12 protein-coding genes are annotated in these 20,549 nt (G+C 53.2%); 9 read left to right on the forward strand and 3 right to left on the reverse strand.

All coding sequences use genetic code 11. From position 1 onward, the window contains the following. Nucleotides 1–33 precede the first annotated feature (33 nt). From EYB58_RS02550 to EYB58_RS02590, 9 genes are all read left to right on the forward strand, one after another. Nucleotides 34–1,914 (forward strand): SNF2-related protein, encoded by a 1,881-nt coding sequence (locus EYB58_RS02550; RefSeq protein WP_242637523.1) that lies wholly within the window; start codon nucleotides 34–36, stop codon nucleotides 1,912–1,914. 477 nt (nucleotides 1,915–2,391) lie between these two features. Further along, entirely contained in the window at nucleotides 2,392–3,390 is a 999-nt protein-coding gene (locus EYB58_RS02555; RefSeq protein WP_111955403.1) for an HlyD family secretion protein, read from the forward strand. Continuing rightward, nucleotides 3,387–6,122 carry a ribosome-associated ATPase/putative transporter RbbA gene (rbbA, locus tag EYB58_RS02560; RefSeq protein WP_111955405.1) on the forward strand — a complete coding sequence of 912 codons (2,736 nt, stop codon included), beginning with the start codon at nucleotides 3,387–3,389 and terminating at the stop codon, nucleotides 6,120–6,122. The genes EYB58_RS02555 and rbbA overlap by 4 nt, the downstream gene beginning before the upstream one ends. Nucleotides 6,123–6,124: 2 nt before the next feature. Continuing rightward, on the forward strand, nucleotides 6,125–7,249 hold the full coding sequence (locus EYB58_RS02565) for an ABC transporter permease (protein ID WP_111955407.1): 1,125 nt from the start codon (nucleotides 6,125–6,127) through the stop codon (nucleotides 7,247–7,249). 72 nt (nucleotides 7,250–7,321) lie between these two features. After that, nucleotides 7,322–8,821 (forward strand): efflux transporter outer membrane subunit, encoded by a 1,500-nt coding sequence (locus tag EYB58_RS02570; protein WP_111955493.1) that lies wholly within the window; start codon nucleotides 7,322–7,324, stop codon nucleotides 8,819–8,821. 207 nt (nucleotides 8,822–9,028) lie between these two features. Continuing rightward, on the forward strand, nucleotides 9,029–11,728 hold the full coding sequence (locus tag EYB58_RS02575) for a DEAD/DEAH box helicase (RefSeq protein ID WP_111955409.1): 2,700 nt from the start codon (nucleotides 9,029–9,031) through the stop codon (nucleotides 11,726–11,728). Nucleotides 11,729–11,768: 40 nt separating this feature from the next. Next, entirely contained in the window at nucleotides 11,769–12,863 is a 1,095-nt protein-coding gene (locus EYB58_RS02580) for an SWIM zinc finger family protein (RefSeq protein ID WP_111955411.1), read from the forward strand. 236 nt (nucleotides 12,864–13,099) lie between these two features. Then, nucleotides 13,100–14,059 (forward strand): YitT family protein, encoded by a 960-nt coding sequence (locus EYB58_RS02585; RefSeq protein ID WP_111955413.1) that lies wholly within the window; start codon nucleotides 13,100–13,102, stop codon nucleotides 14,057–14,059. Between the two features lie 176 nt (nucleotides 14,060–14,235). Continuing rightward, the gene (locus tag EYB58_RS02590; protein ID WP_111955415.1) at nucleotides 14,236–15,570 is read left to right on the forward strand and encodes an L-lactate MFS transporter; all 1,335 of its coding nucleotides are present in this window, start codon (nucleotides 14,236–14,238) and stop codon (nucleotides 15,568–15,570) included. Nucleotides 15,571–15,647: 77 nt separating this feature from the next. On the opposite strand, the gene EYB58_RS02595 is transcribed toward EYB58_RS02590, so the two are convergent. The 3 genes from EYB58_RS02595 to EYB58_RS02605 are packed head-to-tail and all read right to left on the reverse strand — an operon-like array spanning nucleotide 15,648 to nucleotide 20,307. After that, nucleotides 15,648–16,775, reverse strand: a complete 1,128-nt coding sequence (locus EYB58_RS02595) for an osmoprotectant NAGGN system M42 family peptidase (RefSeq protein ID WP_111955417.1) — start codon at nucleotides 16,773–16,775, stop codon at nucleotides 15,648–15,650. A 4-nt stretch (nucleotides 16,776–16,779) separates the two neighbouring features. Next, nucleotides 16,780–18,516: an N-acetylglutaminylglutamine synthetase gene (gene ngg, locus EYB58_RS02600; protein WP_111955419.1), complete on the reverse strand. Its 1,737-nt coding sequence runs from the start codon at nucleotides 18,514–18,516 to the stop codon at nucleotides 16,780–16,782. 18 nt (nucleotides 18,517–18,534) lie between these two features. Then, nucleotides 18,535–20,307, reverse strand: a complete 1,773-nt coding sequence (locus EYB58_RS02605) for an N-acetylglutaminylglutamine amidotransferase (RefSeq protein WP_111955421.1) — start codon at nucleotides 20,305–20,307, stop codon at nucleotides 18,535–18,537. Between the last annotated feature and the right edge of the window lie 242 nt (nucleotides 20,308–20,549).

The raw sequence follows: 20,549 nt of genomic DNA on the forward strand, positions 1-20,549 counted from the left end.
GGAGAATGACGATGGCGGAGGCAGGATTAATTTATGGACAGAACTAAAGAACAACCGGTTGTTTCGGTCATGCCGGACCAGGCGTTAGTGCTTGAATGGGAAACGGTAAAAGCCACGGTTTCCCCGGACCGGGTACAGTGCCTGCAGGAAATTGCCCAAACCGCTGAAAACCGAAAAGACGACTGGCTGTATGACCTGGGGTTTAAGCAATTTCCTTGGGATTTCTCAGCCTCCCTGGACTATTTCCTGCGATTTTCCCGCTGTTTTGTCCAGGCGCTGTTAAAAACGCCCGAACTTGAAATCCTGAGACAGGACGCTGTCATCGGCGTACCGCCGGGGCTTATCATCGATTTTATTTCAGCCTGTCCCATGATGGCCGGGGCCGAGTATGTAACTGCTGGCATGCTGGAGAGGCTGTGGCATGGGTTTAATGGGGCGTTTTTCCGTGATATCAAGGCGTTCAAAGGCCGGGTCAGCGACTATTTCCGGAAAAAAAACCCGGATCTTCACCCGGCAGGCCGGGTGTTTTTCCATCTGGTGGAAAATAAAAATTCGAGCCTTCCCTTTGCCTTTATGGCCACCTATTCCGCAGGCATGGGGGCCAATGGAAAACCCAAGCACCTGCCCCTGAAACATGCCATCGAAACCCATGACGATGATGAGCTTCTAACCCTTTTATCCACGGTGTACAAGGCGGCAGAACAAAGCCGGATCGTGGCGGATCTCATTGAATCCGGCGAGTTGTTCCACCCCCTGGCCTGGGATGGGGATGAGGCGTTTTGCTTTCTCAAGGAGATCCCGGATTATGAGGCCTGCGGTGTGCTCTGCCGGATTCCGGACTGGTGGAAACAAACCGCTTCCACCCCCCGGGTGACCATCTCCCTGGGGGACAAAAAACCGTCCATGGCCGGGCTGGATGCCATGCTGGATTTCAACGTCAAAGTGGGATTGGGCAATCTGGAATTATCCAGGCAGGAGGTTGAAGCCATCCTGGAGCAGACCCAGGGCCTGGCGTTTATTAAAAACAAATGGGTGGCAGTGGACCCGGAAAAGCTGAAACAGGCCCTGAAAGCCTGTAACCGGATTGAGGATCTGGCCGCCTCGGGCATGACCCTGGGAACAGCCATGCGGACCCGGCTGGCCCCGGAAAAAATGCTTGGCCTGGACAATGCCGGCCAGGTGGATATCAATGTATCCAGCGGCACATGGTTGACATCCGTACTGGAGAAGATGACCCACCCGGAACAGGTGGATCCGGTGGTGCCGGGCAAAGACTTCAAGGCAAAATTGCGGCCCTACCAGTCAAAGGGGGTAGACTGGCTGAACTTTTTGGCATCTTACGGATTTGGGGCCTGCCTGGCCGATGATATGGGGTTGGGAAAAACCGTCCAGATCCTGGCATGGCTGAGCACATTTCCGTCAAACCGCAAACGCCCCGCAAGTCTTCTGGTGGTGCCGGCCTCTTTGATTTCAAACTGGCAGTCGGAAATCAACCGATTTCTGCCCGGCCTTAAAACCTGTGTGGCCCATCCCGGTTTTACCCCTTCGAATTCACAGCCCGACAAGACAGAGAAGAACAAGGCATTCAAATTGACCAAAGCCCAGCTGAACCGCCTGGACCTGGTCATCACCAGCTACACTCTGGTGAAAAAATACGCCTGGCTTGCCAAGTATTCCTGGCACTGCCTGATCCTGGACGAGGCCCAGGCCATTAAAAATCCCGCCACCCAGCAAACCCGGGCCGTCAAAGCCCTGCCTGCGGCCCACCGGATCGTCATGACGGGCACGCCTGTGGAAAACCGGCTGTCAGACCTGTGGTCCTTGTTTGATTTTTTAAATCCTGGGCTTTTGGGCAAAAAACTCTGGGGACATGATACCGTTTTACATAAAAAAATAGTATTCCCGAAATTTTAGTGCATTTTTGTTGTCGAAATCAAGTAAGGTGTCCCCCGAATTATCCTAAGTAAGGTGTCCCCCGAATTATCCTGCTTACCGCAGGCTGGGTTTGCCCGCCATTCCGGACAAACAAAAAACCGACAAACAGATGCCGGTTCAAAAAATTGATTTTTTTACTTTTCATTTTTTGCCGTCAGATATAATGACCGTTTGATTTGTAGGATATAGATAGGTACTTTTAACCTGGATTAAACCATAGTTAAATAGCGCAATGTAGAGTGGATTTAGACCTATCAAGTTTTACAAATTGTTTTTCCTTGATCACATCAACCCTGTTTTACACTTTAGTAATTATCCTGACACCCTTCCAGTGTTCGCCTGCCCGGCAGTATCCATGGTTGCAGCGGTTTTTCCCTGTTAGGCCAGATGGCATGTTTTTTGCTTCTTGAAGCTAAGTGTGACCCATAAACAAAGACTCAAGTCAGGAGGACCGGCGTGACTGGCAACAAACAAACATTCAAGAAAGGGTTAATTCTCGTTATTGTCTTGATCACCGTTGCTGGAGCCCTGCTGTGGTCCAGAAACAGGGGGCTGAAAAAATCGGATTCCATTGCCTCGGGCAATGGTCGCATTCAAGCGACCGAAGTTGACATCGCAACAAAGTACCCGGGCCGTATTGCCGAAATTCTTTGCCGTGAAGGTGATTTTGTTGAGGCGGACCAGATCGTGGCCCGGATGGATACAAGGTCATTGGCGGCCCAGCTCAGGCAGGCAAAGGCATCCGTCGAACAGGTGCGTCATAGAAAAAGTTTTACCCAGGCCCTTGTCCGGCAGAGAAGCAGTGAACTGGCTGTCGCAAAAAAGGACTATGAACGTTCACAGGCAACCTATGCGTCAAACAAATATGCCATTTCAGCCAGGCAGATTGATCATGACCGTGCAGCAATGGAAACTGCGGCAGCCCTGCTGGCTGAAGCCCGGGCCCAGGTGCTTGAGTCGGAATCAATGATCCATATTTCGGTTGCAAAAGCCGAAGAGATCGAGGCCAACCTTACGGACAGTATCCTCAAAACCCCCATTCGTGGAAGGGTGCTCTATCGGCTGGCTGAACCCGGTGAAATCCTGGGGGCCGGCGGCAAAGTACTGACCGTGCTCGACCTGACCGATGTGTATATGACTATTTTTCTACCCACGGCCGAGGCCGGCAGGGTGGCCATGGGGGCTGAGGCCCGGCTTGTGTTTGATGCCCTGCCGGACATCGCGGTGCCGGCTCGGGTGTCGTTTGTTGCCCCCAACGCCCAATTCACCCCCAAGGCTGTTGAAACCAGAACCGAGCGGGAAAAGCTGATGTTCCGCATCAAGGTTAAAATTGACCCTGAATTACTCATGGGGCATCTGGAAAAAGTGAAAACAGGGGTACCGGGTGTGGCCTATGTACGGCTTGCCCCCCAGGCCCAATGGCCCGAGGATGTTCGGCGCAGGTCTTTGCCATGAACGTGACAAAAGACAGCATCGCCCGTGTTGCCAATGTCGGCCATTGTTATGGAAAAACCGTGGCCCTGGATGCCATTGATCTGAACATTCCTGCAGGTTGCATGGCCGGACTGATCGGTCCCGACGGCGTGGGTAAGTCGAGCCTGCTGGCTCTGATTTCAGGGGTGCGGAAAATTCAGCAGGGCACGGTCACGGTGCTGGGAGGTGACATGGGTGACCGGCATCACCGTGCCCGGGTGTGCCCGAGTATTGCCTACATGCCCCAGGGCCTCGGGCGAAACCTGTATATGACCTTGTCCGTGGTTGAGAATATGGCATTTTTCGGCCAACTGTTCGGCCAAAATCGAGTCGAGAGGAAAAAACGCACGGACGAGCTCCTTGCCGCCACGGGATTGCTGCCCTTCAGGGACCGTCCTGCCGGTAAGCTTTCCGGGGGGATGAAACAAAAACTCGGCCTGTGCTGTGCCCTTATCCATGACCCAGACCTGTTGATCCTGGATGAGCCGACTACGGGTGTGGACCCCCTTTCCCGTCGGCAGTTCTGGCAGTTGATCGGAACCATCCGTTCTCGCGGCAGGGGCATGGGTGTGATTGTGGCCACCGCCTATATGGAAGAGGCCGAGGGGTTTGACTGGCTCGCGGCCATGGACGGGGGTAAAGTGCTTGCCACGGGTAGCCCCGCCCGGCTGATGGAACAGACCGGCACCCAAAATCTGGACGCGGCATTTATTGGTCTGCTGCCCGAAAAAAAACGTAAAGATCATAAACAGCTGGTGGTGCCGCCGCGCACCAGCCTTGATGACGGTCCGTCGGCCATCAGGGCCGAGGGACTGACCCGGATTTTTGGTGATTTTACCGCCGTGGATCATGTGAATTTCGAAATCGCCCAGGGCGAGATCTTTGGTTTTCTCGGATCCAACGGCTGCGGCAAGACCACCACCATGAAGATGCTGACCGGTCTGCTGCCCCCATCAGAAGGCAGGGCTATGCTGTTCGGCCGGACGGTGGATGCCAATGACCTTTCCATTCGTAAACGGGTGGGGTTCATGTCCCAGGGGTTTTCCCTCTACACTGAACTCACGGTTTACCAGAACCTGGAACTCCATGCCCGGTTGTTCCACCTGCCGCTGGAAACCATTCCAGGACGGATCCAGGAAATGATCCAGCGGTTTAACCTGACTGAGTATGAATACGTCCTGTCCAGCAGCCTGCCCCTGGGGATCCGCCAGCGTCTGTCCCTGGCCGTGGCGGTCATCCATGGCCCGGAAATGCTGATTCTGGACGAACCCACTTCCGGGGTGGATCCCGTGGCCCGGGATCAGTTCTGGGAACTGTTGATCGAACTTTCCCGCAGGGACAAGGTCACCATATTTGTCTCCACCCATTTCATGAATGAGGCGGAACGCTGTGACCGGATTTCACTGATGCATGCCGGAAAAGTGCTTGCCTCGGACACGCCCGAGGCGTTGATCCGGGCACGCGCCAAAGACACTCTGCAGGAAGCCTTCATTGACTATCTGGAGGCTGCCGACGAAAATATCACCACGGTGCAGGCCCCCAAGCAGGAGGGTACATTACCTGATTCCAGGCACCGCCCCACCAGCGCCTTCAGCCCATTGCGGCTGTTCGGCTATGCCCATCGGGAGACCCTGGAAATCAGAAGAGACCCCATCCGCCTCACCTTTGCCCTCCTGGGCATGGTCATTTTGATGTTCATCATGGGCTACGGCATCACCATGGATGTAGAAAATATTTCGTTTGCTGTGCTGGACTTTGACCAGACACCAGAGAGCGTTGATTATATCCAGAACATTTCCGGTTCCAGGTATTTTGTTGAACGGCCATCCATTGCCAGTGGGACTGAACTTGAACAGCGCATGGGCAGCAGAGAATTAAGCCTGGCCCTCGAAATCCCGGCAGGCTTCGGTAAAGACCTTAAAAGGGGCCGGATTCCGGAGGTGGGCGCATGGATTGACGGTGCCATGCCCTTTCGGGCAGAAACCATAGCCGGCTATCTCCAGGGCATGCACTATGCCTATTTATCAGAACTTGCCATTCGCAGCATGGGCAGGGTACCCCGGATGACCATGGCCGATATTGAAATCCGCTATCGATACAACCAGGATTTCAAGAGTATTTACGCCATGGTGCCGGCCGTAATTCCGCTGTTGCTGATTTTCATCCCGGCAATTCTCATGGCCCTTGGCGTGGTGCGGGAAAAAGAGATAGGCTCCATAACGAACCTCTATGCAACGCCGGTGACCCGGCTGGAGTTTCTCATCGGCAAGCAACTGCCCTATATCGGCGTCAGCATGATCAGCTTTTTCGGGCTGTTGCTGCTGGCAATCTTTGTGTTTGGGGTGCCTCTTAAAGGCAGCTTCATTGCACTGACCCTGGGCGCCGTTCTTTATGTGACGGTTACCACGGGCCTGGGTCTGCTAATGTCGGCCTTGACCCATACCCAGATTGCCGCCCTTGCCGTCACAGCCATTGTCACGCTGCTGGCTGCGGTTAATTTTTCAGGCATGACCCATCCCGTGTCGTCCATGCAGGGTGTGGGAGCGGTGATGGGAAAATTTTTCCCGACCACTTATTTCCTGATTATCAGCCGGGGCGTCTTCACCAAGGCGCTGGGGTTCAGTGAGCTTTTTCGGAATTATTTCGCCCTTGCCGCGTTTATTCCGGTACTGACCCTTCTAAGCCTGATCTTTTTGAAAAAGCAGGAAAAATAACCATGAACAAATGTGCCAACATCTACCACCTGGGCGTCAAGGAGCTCCGCATTCTTTTTCGGGATCCCGTGTTGATTGTCCTGATCTTCTGGACATTTTCCGGTGGAATTTACAGTATCGCAAACACCACGTCCATGGAGTTGCACAACGCACCCATTGCCGTGGTTGATGAAGATCAGTCCCAGCTGTCACAGCGCATTATCAATGCCTTTTACGGGCCTTACTTCAAGACTCCGGAACGGATTGACCCTGATGGAATTGATACGGGTATGGATGGGGGAAAATACACCTTTGTCGTGGATATCCCACCCGATTTTGAGCGGGACCTGCTGGCGGATCGACAGCCGGCCATCCAGGTCAACGTGGATGCAACCATGGTAAGCCAAGCCTTTATTGGTTCCGGTTACATTGAAAGCATTGCCATGGGCGAAATCAACGAATTTGTGAAGGGTTCCCGGGGAGAATCCCCTTTGCCCATAGACCTTGCCGTCCGCACCAAGTTCAATCCCAACCGAAACAGTGCCTGGTTCGGTAGCGTCATGGAGTTCATCAACAACATCACCCTGCTGTCCATTATCCTCACCGGTGCTGCGGTCATCCGGGAGAGGGAGCACGGTACCCTGGAGCATCTTCTGGCGATGCCGCTTACGCCGTTTGAGATCATGATGTCCAAGATCTGGGCCATGGGGCTGGTTGTTCTTACGGCTGCGGCATTGTCCCTGCACTTTATGGTGCAGGGGGTGTTGGCGGTGCCCGTGGCCGGTTCCATCATCCTGTTTCTGTCCGGTGCCATGCTGCATCTGTTCTCCACAGCCGCCATGGGTATTTTCATGGGCACGGTCTCCCGTTCCATGCCCCAGCTTGGCCTGCTCATGATTCTGGTCATTCTGCCTCTGCAGATGCTTTCCGGTGGTATTACCCCCCATGACAGTATGCCGAAGGGGGTCCAGGCCGTCATGGCGTTGGCGCCGACCACCCATTTTGTCAGTTTTGCCCAGGCGATCCTCTACCGTGGTGCGGGGTTTGACCTGGTCTGGCCAAGCTTTATGGCAATCATCGCCATTGGCATTGTGTTTTTTATGGCGGCCCTGGTCTTGTTTCGCAGGAGCATCAACGTAACGGCATAGGGCGCCGGAACATCACCGGGCCTGGCTATTTTTCATAATTTTCCATGATGGAAAACAAGAGGGATGATTAAAATGACAAGAACAAGACAATGTCTTCCCCGGTCCGGCACGGGCCATATAAATCTGTTCCCCCCGTGTTTGAACATCTTTGGGCTCCTGCTCGGGTTCCTGCTTGCCGGGTGTGCGGTTGTTGGACCGAATTATGTGGCTCCTGATCCCGGGGTGCCCAAAGGGTGGAACACGGCGCTGCCCAACGGACTGACAGCGACACCTCCCGATGCGCGGACCCTGGCCGGCTGGTGGTCAACCTTTAAGGATCCCGAATTAACGAAATTGATTGAACGCGCCGTTGCCGGCAACCTTGACCTGGGCCTTGGGCGTGCAAGGGTTCGTGAGGCACGGGCCCGGCGGGGGATTGCCAGGGCCGATGGTTTTCCGACCATTAACGTTTCAGGTGCTGCCACCCGGGTCGGCACCAGCAGTGAAACAGACCTGGGCACGGAAAACGACCTGTACGATGCAGGGTTTGATGCCGGGTGGGAGATTGATCTGTTTGGCAGGGTCAGGCGCTCCGTTGAGGCCGCAGGGGCCTCGCTTGAGGCCAGCCAGGAGGGCCTGCACGATGTCATGGTGAGCCTGCTGGCCGAAGTTGCCTTGAACTACGTGGAAGTACGATCGTTCCAGACCCGGCTGTCCCTGGCCGAGGCCAATCAAAGGACCCAGGAGCAGACCTATGGCATGGTCGTTACGCGCAGCCAGACTGGGCTGACCAGTAACCTTGACCTGGAACAGGCCCGGTACAATCTTGAAGAAACCCGGTCACAGATACCGCTGTTGCAGGTAGGACTTGAACAGGCCAAAAACCGACTGGCTGTACTGGTGGGCCAGAATCCCGGTTCATTGAAAGATGAACTGGCTGAACGAAAAACCATTCCCATGCCATTCCCGAAGATCGCTGTGGGGGTGCCGGCGGACGTCTTGCGCAGAAGGCCGGACATCCGCAAAGCAGAGCGGGAACTTGCCGCCCAGACCGCCCGGATCGGTGCTGCCACAGCCCTGCTTTACCCCCGATTTACTCTGTCCGGCTCCATTGGTCTGGAAGCGCTGTCCGTGGCCGCCATGCTTGAAAAGGAGAGCGGCACTTTCGATCTGGGCCCGTCATTTCAATGGAACCTCTTTGATGCCGGACGGATACGCCAGAACATTGAGGTGCAGAACGCCATCCAGGAGCAGGCATTGATTCGTTATGAGGCCTCAGTGCTCAAAGCCCTGGCCGAGGTGGAAGATACGCTGACCGGTTACGCCGAGGAGCAGGTCCGACAGCGCTCTTTGAAGGCGGCTTCGGGGGCGGCCCAGCGTGCCGTGGGTCTTGCTGAAGATCAATACCAATCCGGTCTAACTGATTTTCAAAATGTGCTCAATGGGCAGCGAGCCCTGCTGTCCCTCCAGGATCAGCTGGCACAGAGCCAGGGCGCTGTGACCTCCCATCTCATCAGCCTGTACAAGGCCCTTGGCGGCGGATGGACTTGTCTTGGGCCGGTCGCCCCGGGTAAAAATTTGCCCAAACAGTAAAGGGTCGGCACCCCGGGTTTAAAGATTTCTACCTGAGCAACTCAATAAAAGAGTATAGGATACGGATGAATTGGTGAATGTCTGAGGTTTGACTGTTGATGGATTGTTTTTTACATCGCGATTGCCCGATCCAGGGCATCCCTTGTTGTTGATCCAGGGATTTGATATATCTGCGCCGGAGAATAACAATGGCGGAGAGAAAATTCATTGACGGACAGAACTAAAGAACAACCGATTATTTCGGTCATGCCGGACCAGGCGTTGGTGCTTGAATGGGAAACGGTAAAACACACAGTTTCTCAGGACCGGGCACAGTGCCTGCTGGAAATTGCCCAAACCGCTGAAAACCGAAAAAGCGACTGGCTGTACGACCTGGGGTTTAAGCAATTCCCTTTAAATTTTTCAGCCTCCCTGGACTATTTCCTGCGGTTTTCCCGCTGTTTTGTCCGGGAACTGTTAAAAACGGCTGAACTTGAAACCTTAAGACAAGACGCTGTCATCAGCCTGCCGCAGGGGCTTATCAACGATTTTATTTCAGCCTGTCCCATGATGGCCGGGGCTGAATATGTAACCCCCGGCATGCTCGAAGGGCTGTGGCAGGGGTTTAATGGGGCGTTTTTCCGTGATATCAAGGCGTTCAAAGGCCGGGTCAGCGACTATTTCCGGAAAAAAAACCCGGATCTTCACCCGGCAGGCCGGGTGTTTTTCCATCTGGTGGAAAATAAAAATTCGAGCCTTCCCTTTGCCTTTATGGCCACCTATTCCGCAGGCATGGGGGCCAATGGAAAACCCAAGCACCTGCCCCTGAAACATGCCATCGAAACCCATGACGATGATGAGCTTCTAACCCTTTTATCCACGGTGTACAAGGCGGCAGAACAAAGCCGGATCGTGGCGGATCTCATTGAATCCGGCGAGTTGTTCCACCCCCTGGCCTGGGATGGGGATGAGGCGTTTTGCTTTCTCAAGGAGATCCCGGATTATGAGGCCTGCGGTGTGCTCTGCCGGATTCCGGACTGGTGGAAACAAACCGCTTCCACCCCCCGGGTGACCATCTCCCTGGGGGACAAAAAACCGTCCATGGCCGGGCTGGATGCCATGCTGGATTTCAACGTCAAAGTGGGATTGGGCAATCTGGAATTATCCAGGCAGGAGGTTGAAGCCATCCTGGAGCAGACCCAGGGCCTGGCGTTTATTAAAAACAAATGGGTGGCAGTGGACCCGGAAAAGCTGAAACAGGCCCTGAAAGCCTGTAACCGGATTGAGGATCTGGCCGCCTCGGGCATGACCCTGGGAACAGCCATGCGGACCCGGCTGGCCCCGGAAAAAATGCTTGGCCTGGACAATGCCGGCCAGGTGGATATCAATGTATCCAGCGGCACATGGTTGACATCCGTACTGGAGAAGATGACCCACCCGGAACAGGTGGATCCGGTGGTGCCGGGCAAAGACTTCAAGGCAAAATTGCGGCCCTACCAGTCAAAGGGGGTAGACTGGCTGAACTTTTTGGCATCTTACGGATTTGGGGCCTGCCTGGCCGATGATATGGGGTTGGGAAAAACCGTCCAGATCCTGGCATGGCTGAGCACATTTCCGTCAAACCGCAAACGCCCCGCAAGTCTTCTGGTGGTGCCGGCCTCTTTGATTTCAAACTGGCAGTCGGAAATCAACCGGTTTCTTCCCGGTCTTAAAACCTGCGTGGCCCACCCCGGTTTTACCTCATCGGCCCCACAGCCCGACAAAACTAAGAAAAACAAAGAGTTCAAGCTGACCAAAACCCAACTGGACCGCCTGGACCTGGTCATCACCAGCTACACCCTGGTGAAAAAGTACGCCTGGCTTGCCAAGTATTCCTGGCATTGCCTGATCCTGGACGAAGCCCAGGCCATTAAAAATCCCGCTACCCATCAGACCCGGGCCGTCAAAGCCCTGCCTGGAACCCACCGGATCGTCATGACCGGCACGCCTGTGGAAAACCGGCTGTCGGATCTGTGGTCCTTGTTTGATTTTTTAAATCCCGGTCTTTTGGGCAATAAAACGGAATTCGCAAATTTTGCCAAAACCCTGAAAGACAATCCAGGCGGATATGCCAGGTTGCGGCAGATGATCTTTCCCTATATCCTGCGCCGCCTGAAAACTGATAAAACCGTGATCACAGACCTGCCGGACAAGGTGGAGATGAAGGTCTTTGCCGATTTAAGCCCCAAACAGGTGGTGTTGTACAAAAAATCGGTCAAGGATTTGAAGCAGGCCATTGAAACATTCACGGGTATCCAAAGAAAAGGGCTGGTGCTATCCTTTCTTCTCCGGTTCAAACAATTGTGCAACCACCCGGACCAGCTCACAGGGTCCGGGGATTTCAAGGCGACCCACAGCGGAAAATTCATACGCCTTTGCAGCATCTGTGAAACCGTTTATGAAAAACGGGAGCGGGTTCTCGTGTTTACCCAGTTCAAGGAGATGACAGAACCTTTGCGGGCCTTCCTTGAAACCATCTTCCATCACCCGGGACTCGTGCTCCACGGATCTGTGCCTGTTGCAAAACGCAAAAAACTGATACAAACCTTCCAGGACGATACGTATTGCCCCTTTATGGTGCTCTCCTTAAAGGCCGGGGGTGTAGGGCTGAACCTGACCCGGGCCAACCATGTCGTCCATTTTGACAGATGGTGGAACCCGGCCGTGGAAAACCAGGCCACGGACAGGGCCTTTCGCATCGGGCAGACCCAAAAAGTCCTGGTGCATAAATTTGTCACCCGGGGTACCATTGAGGAAAAAATTGATTCGATGATCAGCGAAAAACAGGCCCTGGCCGACCAGGTGGTCACACCGTCCGCCCAAGGACTGATCACGGAAATGGATGATAAAAACCTGCTCGACCTATTCCGGCTCACCTTGCCGGAATAGGTCGAGCAGATAAAGATTTAGCGGTAGAAGGAATCCAATAATGTATTACGGTTATCCCAAATACGTGAGCGTGGCGGAAAAACAGGCAAAAGCTGAAAAAAAACTTGCGGCCTTAAAAAAGAAAAACCCCGGTATTCAGCCCGTGGTCATCGAGGGCCGGACCCTTGCAAAAACCTGGTGGGGCAAAGCCTGGAACAAAAATCTGGAACGGTACGCCGATTATGCCAACCGGATCGGCCGGGGCCGCAGCTATGTCCGGCACGGGACAGTTCTGGATCTTCAGATCCAGCCCGGTAAGGTCTCAGGCCTGGTCATGGGAGGTGCGGCCTCCCCCTACCGGATCACCATAACCATCAAGCCCATTCCCCAAAAACAATGGCAGTACATCAAAGATCAATGCAAGGGGGAAATGGAGGGCATCAAACAACTGATGGCAGGCAAGTTTCCCAAGGCACTTGAAGATCTGTTTACCCAGAAAGAAAAAGGTCTTTTTCCCTCCCCCAAAGAGATTGAACTGGATTGCTCCTGCCCGGACCGGGCCGTTATGTGCAAACATGTGGCAGCCGTGCTGTACGGGATCGGTTCCCGTCTGGACCTGGACCCTGGCCTATTCTTCGTGTTAAGAAAGGCAAAGGTCAACGACCTGGTCTCCGAGACCGTCAAAGAGACAAAAAAGGATCTTTTGAACCGGTCTAAGAAAAAATCCCCAAGAATCATTGATGAAGAAAGCCGAAACCTGTCGGATATGTTCGGCATCGATCTTGATATGGACGAATCGGTATCTTTACCGATGGTAAAACCGAAAACACCCAGCAACCCAGCCCCCAAATCAAAGAAACCAAGGGCAGAAAAATCAAAACCCGGAAGGCCAAAGGCCACAAAGGTCGAAAAAAGCCCCACACGCGCGGCCGATACCGGCAGAAAAACCGCTACCGCTAAAATCAAAAATGCCGCGGGCATTGAAACCCTGTTCAGGCGACGAACAAAACGCCATACAACCGCAGCCGAAATCATTGAAAAATCAGACATGGCGCCGCAAAAGGTCAGAAATATCCTGTCCGGCCTTATAAAAAAAGGTAAACTGGAACGGGTATCAAGGGGCGTTTACAAATGGGTCAGACCGGAACCGCGTTAGGACCGTAGATTAAATAAGTTGGGCAGAAATAACGCCGAATTTTGGTTCATTTACAAGGCGTATTAAAGGTTAAATAACAAGTCTATTGGGCCTTTGATGCAACGAAGGAGATGGGCCAAAAGGCAAGCTATTTCGTTCAAGCTATTTAATCTGCGGTCCTTAGCCACGGGTTCGATTCAAAACCGGGGCCTATTCACTTAAAGCTGCCGGCCATTGGCAAAAAAAAGGAGTCCTGCTTGACACGAAAAAAACTAAAAGAAGCGGTTAAACAAAAACTTGAATCCCCGGCTTGGCATAAAATCCTGCGGATTTCAAACCAACAGCTGGCCATTACCCTGGGTGCGGCACTCAACGCCTTTGCCTTTGTATTATTTCAAATGCCGTACAACCTGGCGGCAGGCGGAGTATCCGGATTGGGCATTATTGTGAATCATCTGACCGGATTTTCCCCGGGTCTGTTTTATTTTACGGCAAACATTCCATTGTTCATCCTTGGCTTTTTCACCCTGGGTAGATGGCGGTTTGTGTTCAACTCCGCCCTGGCAGTGGTGGTGTTTTCCGGTGCAACAGAATATCTTATTGTCCACATGCCAACGGTGTTCTCTCAATTTCCCATCACTGAAAACAAACTGTTGGCAACCATTTACTGCGGACTGCTCGTTGGTATTGGTACGGGCATTATCTACCGTTTCGGCGGCACCATCGGCGGCACATCAATCATTGCCCGGATCATTTACAATAAAACCGGGTTTCCCATGTCCCAGTCCGGCCTGTACGTGGATGTTATCATTATTGCCGTTGCCGGATTTGTATTCAGCTGGGAAACGTCTTTGTTGGCCTTCCTGGCGCTTCTCATCGCAGGCATGAGCGCAGATTTTGCCATGGAAGGGGCCAGTCAGATGCGTACCTTGTTAATCATCACCAAAAACCCCGAGCCCCTGCGGTATGCCATTATCAACGAAGTGAAACGCAGCGTGACCATGTGGCAGGTCAAAGGCGGGTATTCCGGAGAAGAGCGGACCCTTTTATATCTCACCGTGCTGCGCTCCCGGGTGTATGATGTAAAATTCATCATTAACCGGATTGATCCCGATGCATTCATGGTAGTCGGGGTATCCCAGCAGGCCTGGGGCGGGTATACCATGAAAAAAAAGCAAGCTAAGCCAATCGCGTCAGACCATAATGCAGACCAATAGTCCTGCACGTTTTGCTATCCCCAAGAAAGCCCCTGGATCTGAAATGTCTTGATTAAACGGCGAAATTTACTTACAACCCATGAGATTCAGAAGCCTTGGCGTTTAATGCCCACAGACCCGCCCGGTTCTGACACACCCTTGGGCGGACCCAGACGGCAACAGATTGGAAATTTGAAATGAATGATGTCTCTAATTGCCCTAACCGCTGGAGAATCGCAATCTTTGGAACCCTGCTTCAGGTTTGCCTGGGCACGGTTTACGCCTGGAGCTTCTTCCAAAAACCCCTGGTCAGCACCTATGGCTGGAGCAACAGCCAGGTCGCCTGGACCTTCAGTACGGCCATCTGCTGTCTGGGCTTGGCTGCCGCCTGGGGCGGCATGAACCTCTCAAAATCAGGGCCTCGAAAACTGGCTATGGCCGGTGGCCTTATTTTCGGAGCCGGATATCTGGTCGCAGCCCTGGCGCTAAAGATCCACAGCCTGAGTCTGCTCTATATCGGCTACGGCGTCATCGGCGGTGCAGGTCTCGGATTGGGTTACGTCACCCCGGTAGCCACGGTAGCAAAATGGTTTCCCGACAAAAAGGGTTTTGTTACCGGCATGGTTGTCATGGGCTTTGGTTTTGGAGCCCTGGTCATGTCCAAGGTTATTGCCCCTGTTCTCATGACGGCCTTTGACAATAATCTCGTACAGGTCTTTTTCTGGATCGGAATTGTTATGCTTGTTCTGACCCTGCCCGCCGGCTACAACTTGACCAACCCTCCGGAAGACTTTGTTCCCGAGGGTTATACACCACCGGCCAATGAATCCCCGGGCCAGGGAATAAACGGCAAAACCCCAACAGGCCGCCAGTGTATATTATCGGGCAAATTTTTCATGATGTGGATGATTCTGACCTGTAATGTTTCCGCGGGAATCATGTTCATCGGATTTCAGTCGCCCATGATACAAAACCTGCTTCGCGATACCTATGCGGCCAAATATCCTGATCCGGCTGCTTTAACTGCGGCCCTGGCTGCAGCAGGAGCGACCCTCATCGCCATCAGTTCCATCTTCAATGGTGTCGGCCGTTTTTTCTGGGGCACTCTTTCCGACAGGGTCGGTCGCACCCAGGCCTTCCGCCTTCTGGTGGGCAGCCAGATTGCCATATTTATCGCGCTTATCTTTATCAAATCCCCCTGGATTTTCAGCGCTCTGGTCTGCTACGTACTCCTCTGCTACGGGGGGGGATTCGGCGCCATGCCGGCCTTTGTTCTGGACGTTTTCGGCCCAGTTCAGATGCCTGTGGTCTATGGCGTCATTCTCACCGGCTGGTCCGCCGGCGGCATCATCGGACCACAGCTTGCAGCCATCATCCGCGACCGTTTTCCCGCCAACCCAGGTGTCTATACCTACGCCGGCGGTGCCATCCTTTTAGCGGTGGGGTTCCTCTTTTCCCTGGCCCTGTCGGACAAGCCTTTTGCGTTCAAGGCCCAGGACAAAACCTCTGGCGAACGAATCTCTCTGCCCTGAAAATCCGGGTATATGGAGCGGGCCCTACATTTTCCAAACCGATCAGATAACAAAGATTTAGGGCCAGCACAACATAATCAGGTCTCAATATTAATGGGATCACGGGTGGGCTGGTGCGGAAATCCAGTGATTGAACCCATTTTATCTTTATCCCGGTTAAAGGTGGGCTTGCTCTGGATATAGGCAAGGATGAGGTTTTCCACCTGTTTCAGACTGCTGATATTCGTTCGTTCATACCCGTGGGAGGCATCCACGCCAAACCCCACCAACGCCGTTCTGATGTCGCTGCCGGCTTCAATGGCCGAGGCGGCATCCGAACGGTAAAATTCAAACAGGTCTTTATTAAATGATATGTCGTTTTCCCGGCATAGGTCGGCAAGTTTTCGGTTCAGATGGTAGTCAAAGGGACCGGATTGATCCATCATCACCAGGGTAGCATCATACTCGGTGGAATTCTGCCCGGGTGCGGTCATGGCCGAATCAATGACAATCATTTCCGTGATATCGTTGTAAAGGACTTCCGTGGCCCCTACCCCCACCTCCTCATTGATGGTGAACAATAGATGGCAGTCCACGGGCAGTTTGATGCCGGACCGACAAATGGTCCGGGCTGCGGATAACAACACGGCGGCCCCGGCCTTGTCGTCCAGGTGGCGGGCATTGATAAAGCCTTCCTGTTCATCAATTTCAGGAAAAGGGTCCACGGCGATAAAATCACCTGCGCAGAAACCTTTGGATTCAAGGTCAGCTTTGTTGTGGCACCGGGCATCCACCCGGACCTCAATCTGATCCCATGTGACGGGCTGGGTATCCACGGTATCCCCGTACACATGGCCGGAAGCCTTCAAAGGCAGCACCCGACCTCTGTATTTTCGGCCTTCGGTGAACACAGTCACCCGCGCGCCTTCGGCAAACCGGCTGGACCAGGTGCCAATGGGCCGGATGGCCAGTCGGCCATTGGATTTCAAACGACTGATCATGGCCCCCAGTGTGTCGAGGTGTGCACAGACGGCCCGATCCAGGGTACTGCCTTCGCCGGACAGTGTGGCCCGGATAGCGCCGCGACGGGTTACATTATACGGGATCTCCAGGGTATCAAGCTCATTGCACACATAGTGGACAATCTGGTCGGTATACCCCGATGGACTCGGGATCTGAAGCATGGATATCAACTGATTCAACAGGTAGGTATTACTGATTTTCATAGCATTATTCCGTTACGGTTTCTGGAAATAAAAAGTCGATAAATCGCTGGGCCGTGGGCTGGGGTTCATGGTTGGCAAGGCCCGGGCGTTCGTTGGCTTCAATAAACGCGTAATCGTCGCAGCTGATATCGGGCACCATGAAATCAAGACCTGTAACCGGGATATCCAGCGTCTGGCTTACGGTCACGGCGGCCTGTTTCAAGGCAGGCGAAATCTCATCGGTCACATCATGAATGGTTCCGCCGGTGTGAAGATTGGCTGTTTTGCGAACCACCACAGTACGGCCGTTTTCAAGGACTGTTTCATAATCCAGTCCTTCTTTATTCAGGCAACGCAGGGTTTCTGCATCATCAGGGATAAAACTTTCCCCGCCGGTGGCCGCCATCCGCCGCCGATTATGTTTTTCGATCAGTTCGCGGATGGTGTGGCTGACTGTGCCGGTAATGGCCGGCGGCTTTCTCACGGCAGCGGCAACAACTTCATGGTTGATCACAATGATTCTTAGATCCTCCCCTTTGACATAGGTCTCAAGGAGAATGTCCGAGCAGATCTCACCGGCACTTTCGATGGCCGTTTCAAGTTCCCCGGGCTCACTGATATCCACACTGATCCCCGCGCCCTGCTCTCCCCTGGCCGGTTTGACTACCACCCTGCCCTGCTGTTGCATAAACCTTATGGAGGTGTCCATATCTTCATGCCGGATCTGTTCCGGGGTACGAATGCCGGCCCGGGCGACAAGGTTGCGGGTCAGCCGCTTGTCATCGCACTTAGTCATGGCAACAGCCGATGTCATTTCAGACAAGGATTCCCGGCAGGTGATGGAACGGCTGCCCAGGCTCAAATTAAAAAGGCCGTATGCCTCATCAATGACATCCACGATAATACCACGTTGTTTTGCCTCATCGGCAATGAGCCTGGCATAGGGATTCATCTGCTGCACAGTGTCGTGCTCAGCCACATACAAGGTCTGGTTGATGGAATTTTTACGTTTGATACAGAACACCGGCACACGCTGGAATCCCAGCTTTTCATACAACGGAATGGCGATCTGGTTATCGTGCATGACGCTGGCATCAATAAAGGCCCGGCCCTTGGTGAAATAGTGGGCGGCCAGATGGCGCACCAGACATGTGCCCACCCCCGGGACCCCGGCCTGGGGATCCACAGCCAGGGACCACAGGCTGCATCCGTTTTCAGGATCATTAAACGCCGCGACATGGTCAACCCCTGTAATGGTCCCCACCACCTGGTCGCTGTCAGCCGGCTTGGCCACAAGGTAGGTACGAAGTTTTGTGGCACGCTGGTCCAGAAGAAAATCAGGATCCGCTCCTTTCATACGACATTTGGCATAAATCTGATTTACCTGGTCGGCCTCCTGCCGGGTGGACAAACGCTGAATGGTGAGTATCCGGCTGTCTTCGGTGTTTTTACAGCTGTGGTCATAGTGCCACAGACGAAAGGTGTGGGAGGGGTCCAAAAACAATTTATCCGGGGCCATGGCAATGAGCACATGGGGATCAATGACATACATGGCAATATCCCTTGTGTCCCGGCCATGGGAACACATGGCGTCTACGATGCGTTTGTTATTTTCAAAGGTATGGCCGAACACGAGACGCCCCCACCCCATCTCAGCAAAGGCATTGGGCTGCATCCTGCTGGTGGCTGGATTTTCCATCTTTTCCCAGTTCCGTAAAGACTGGCCATAACCTTTTTCTATCCTGTGGCTCTTTTTGCTCATATGTAATCCTCCGGGTTCCTAAATCCGATGTTCCTGCAACCAGAATTCTAAAAGCGCCACCTGCCAGAGCTTTGATCCCCGCAGCGGGGTGATGTGCGTATCAGGCGCTGCCAGCAAAGAGTCGATGTAAACGTCCTGGATGATTTCCCGGTTTTTGCAGGCCGGGCTTTTAACAATATTTTTTATAAAATCATAATATTTGCCCCGGATGTATTTCAGGGCCGGTACCGGGAAATATCCCTTGGGGCGGTCTATGACTTTGGACGGGATGATATCCCTGGCGGCTTCTTTGAGGATATGCTTGCCCCCGTGGCTGATTTTAAATTCGGGCGGAATCTTAGCGGCCAGCTCCACCAGTTCGTGGTCCAGAAAGGGTACCCGGGCCTCCAGACTTGCGGCCATGGTCATATTATCCACCCGCTTGACCGGGTCATCCACCAGCATGATGGTGGCATCCATGCGCAGGGCCTTATCCACAGCCGCATGGGCTCCGGGCAGGGCAAACTGCTGTTCAATAAACTCACGGCTGAAATCTTTATTCCGAAATCGTTTATGTACACTATCACAAAATTCCTGGTGGGAGCGGTCGCAGAATACGCTTGCGTAATCAGTCGCCGGATTTTGGCTGTCCATCATGGGTGGATACCAATGATAGCCCCCAAAGATCTCGTCTGCGCCCTGGCCGCTTTGAACCACTTTGACGTGTTTGGCCACCTCCTGGCTTAAAAGGTAAAAGCCGATACAGTCATGGGAGACCATGGGTTCGCTCATCGCCTGGACACAGTCGGGCAAATTGGGCAGTACCAGGCTGGCATCCGCCTGGATTTTGTGGTGGTCGGTGCCGAAATGCCGGGCAATAATATCGGAATACTCAAACTCATCGCCCTTTTCCTTGCCCACAGTTTCAAACCCAATGGAAAAGGTTTTAATATTTTCTTGTCCCGCATGGGCCAGCAATCCGACAATCAGGCTTGAATCAAGTCCGCCGGACAGCAGCACCCCAACAGGCACATCCGCCACCAGGCGGCGTTTGACAGCTTTCATCAAGGTATCCGACAACAGCTGTTTCCAATCTTCAAAGTCATAGCGTTCTTCTTGGCTGTCCCGGCTGAAATCAAGTGACCAGTAGGACTTTTCCACGGCAGCGCCGTTACGTTTCACTGTCATGGTGGCGCCGGGTCCAAGTTTGTTCACCCCTTGGATCAGGGTATAAGGGGCCGGCACCACGGCATGAAAGTGCATATAATAGTGTAATGCCCTTGACGAAATCTCTTTTTTGATTCCACCGGCTTCAAGTAAGGCCGGCAGAGAGGAGGCAAAAACAAGACGCCGGTCTGTTTTATGGTAATACAACGGTTTAATGCCCAGCCGGTCCCTGGCCATGAAAACCGTGTCGTTGCGCTGGTCATAGATAACAAATGCAAACATGCCGTTAAATTTTTCCACACAGGCTTCGCCCCAGCAGTGATAGGCTTTAAGGATCGTTTCCGTATCCCCCTTGGATGAAAACCTGTACCCGGCTTGTATCAGGCGTTCACGAAGCGCTTTGTAGTTGTAAATGGCCCCGTTGAACACCAGAACCAGACCTAATTTTTCATCCACAAAAGGCTGATTGGAGGCATCCGAAAGATCAATGATCTTCAAACGCCGGTGACCAAATCCCATCGACCCTTTTGTGTATATGGCCCCATGCTCCGGCCCTCGCCGGGTCATTTTATTATTTATTCTTGCAATTGTTTCCTTGTTTGCGGCCGCACCGTCAAACACAATTTCACCACAAATACCACACATAAAAAATCATCCGTTCATGATAGATTTAAAAATAGAAATGGGCTGACCGGGCCTATCCACACCCAGGCGCACCTCACAATAAAACATGAAAGTAATTGAACAATCCATTGGAGCTTTCATCTAAAATATCACTGGAATTATGTTGATATCCCCGTCCCGTATTGCCGGGCAGAAGGCAGGGCGCCCTTAGGGGAAACCAAGTTTGTAAAAAGAACACGGTCTATTTTATATCGTATTCTAAC

The organism is Desulfobacter hydrogenophilus (assembly GCF_004319545.1).
Lineage (GTDB): Bacteria > Desulfobacterota > Desulfobacteria > Desulfobacterales > Desulfobacteraceae > Desulfobacter > Desulfobacter hydrogenophilus.

Coding starts and splice junctions, on each gene's coding strand:
- EYB58_RS02580 (WP_111955411.1), top strand. CDS start 11,769: ATGTATTACGGTTATCCCAAATACGTGAGCGTGGCGGAAAAACAGGCA.
- EYB58_RS02570 (WP_111955493.1), top strand. CDS start 7,322: ATGACAAGAACAAGACAATGTCTTCCCCGGTCCGGCACGGGCCATATA.
- EYB58_RS02550 (WP_242637523.1), top strand. CDS start 34: ATGGACAGAACTAAAGAACAACCGGTTGTTTCGGTCATGCCGGACCAG.
- ngg (WP_111955419.1), bottom strand. CDS start 18,516: ATGAGCAAAAAGAGCCACAGGATAGAAAAAGGTTATGGCCAGTCTTTA.
- EYB58_RS02595 (WP_111955417.1), bottom strand. CDS start 16,775: ATGAAAATCAGTAATACCTACCTGTTGAATCAGTTGATATCCATGCTT.
- rbbA (WP_111955405.1), top strand. CDS start 3,387: ATGAACGTGACAAAAGACAGCATCGCCCGTGTTGCCAATGTCGGCCAT.
- EYB58_RS02565 (WP_111955407.1), top strand. CDS start 6,125: ATGAACAAATGTGCCAACATCTACCACCTGGGCGTCAAGGAGCTCCGC.
- EYB58_RS02605 (WP_111955421.1), bottom strand. CDS start 20,307: ATGTGTGGTATTTGTGGTGAAATTGTGTTTGACGGTGCGGCCGCAAAC.
- EYB58_RS02590 (WP_111955415.1), top strand. CDS start 14,236: ATGAATGATGTCTCTAATTGCCCTAACCGCTGGAGAATCGCAATCTTT.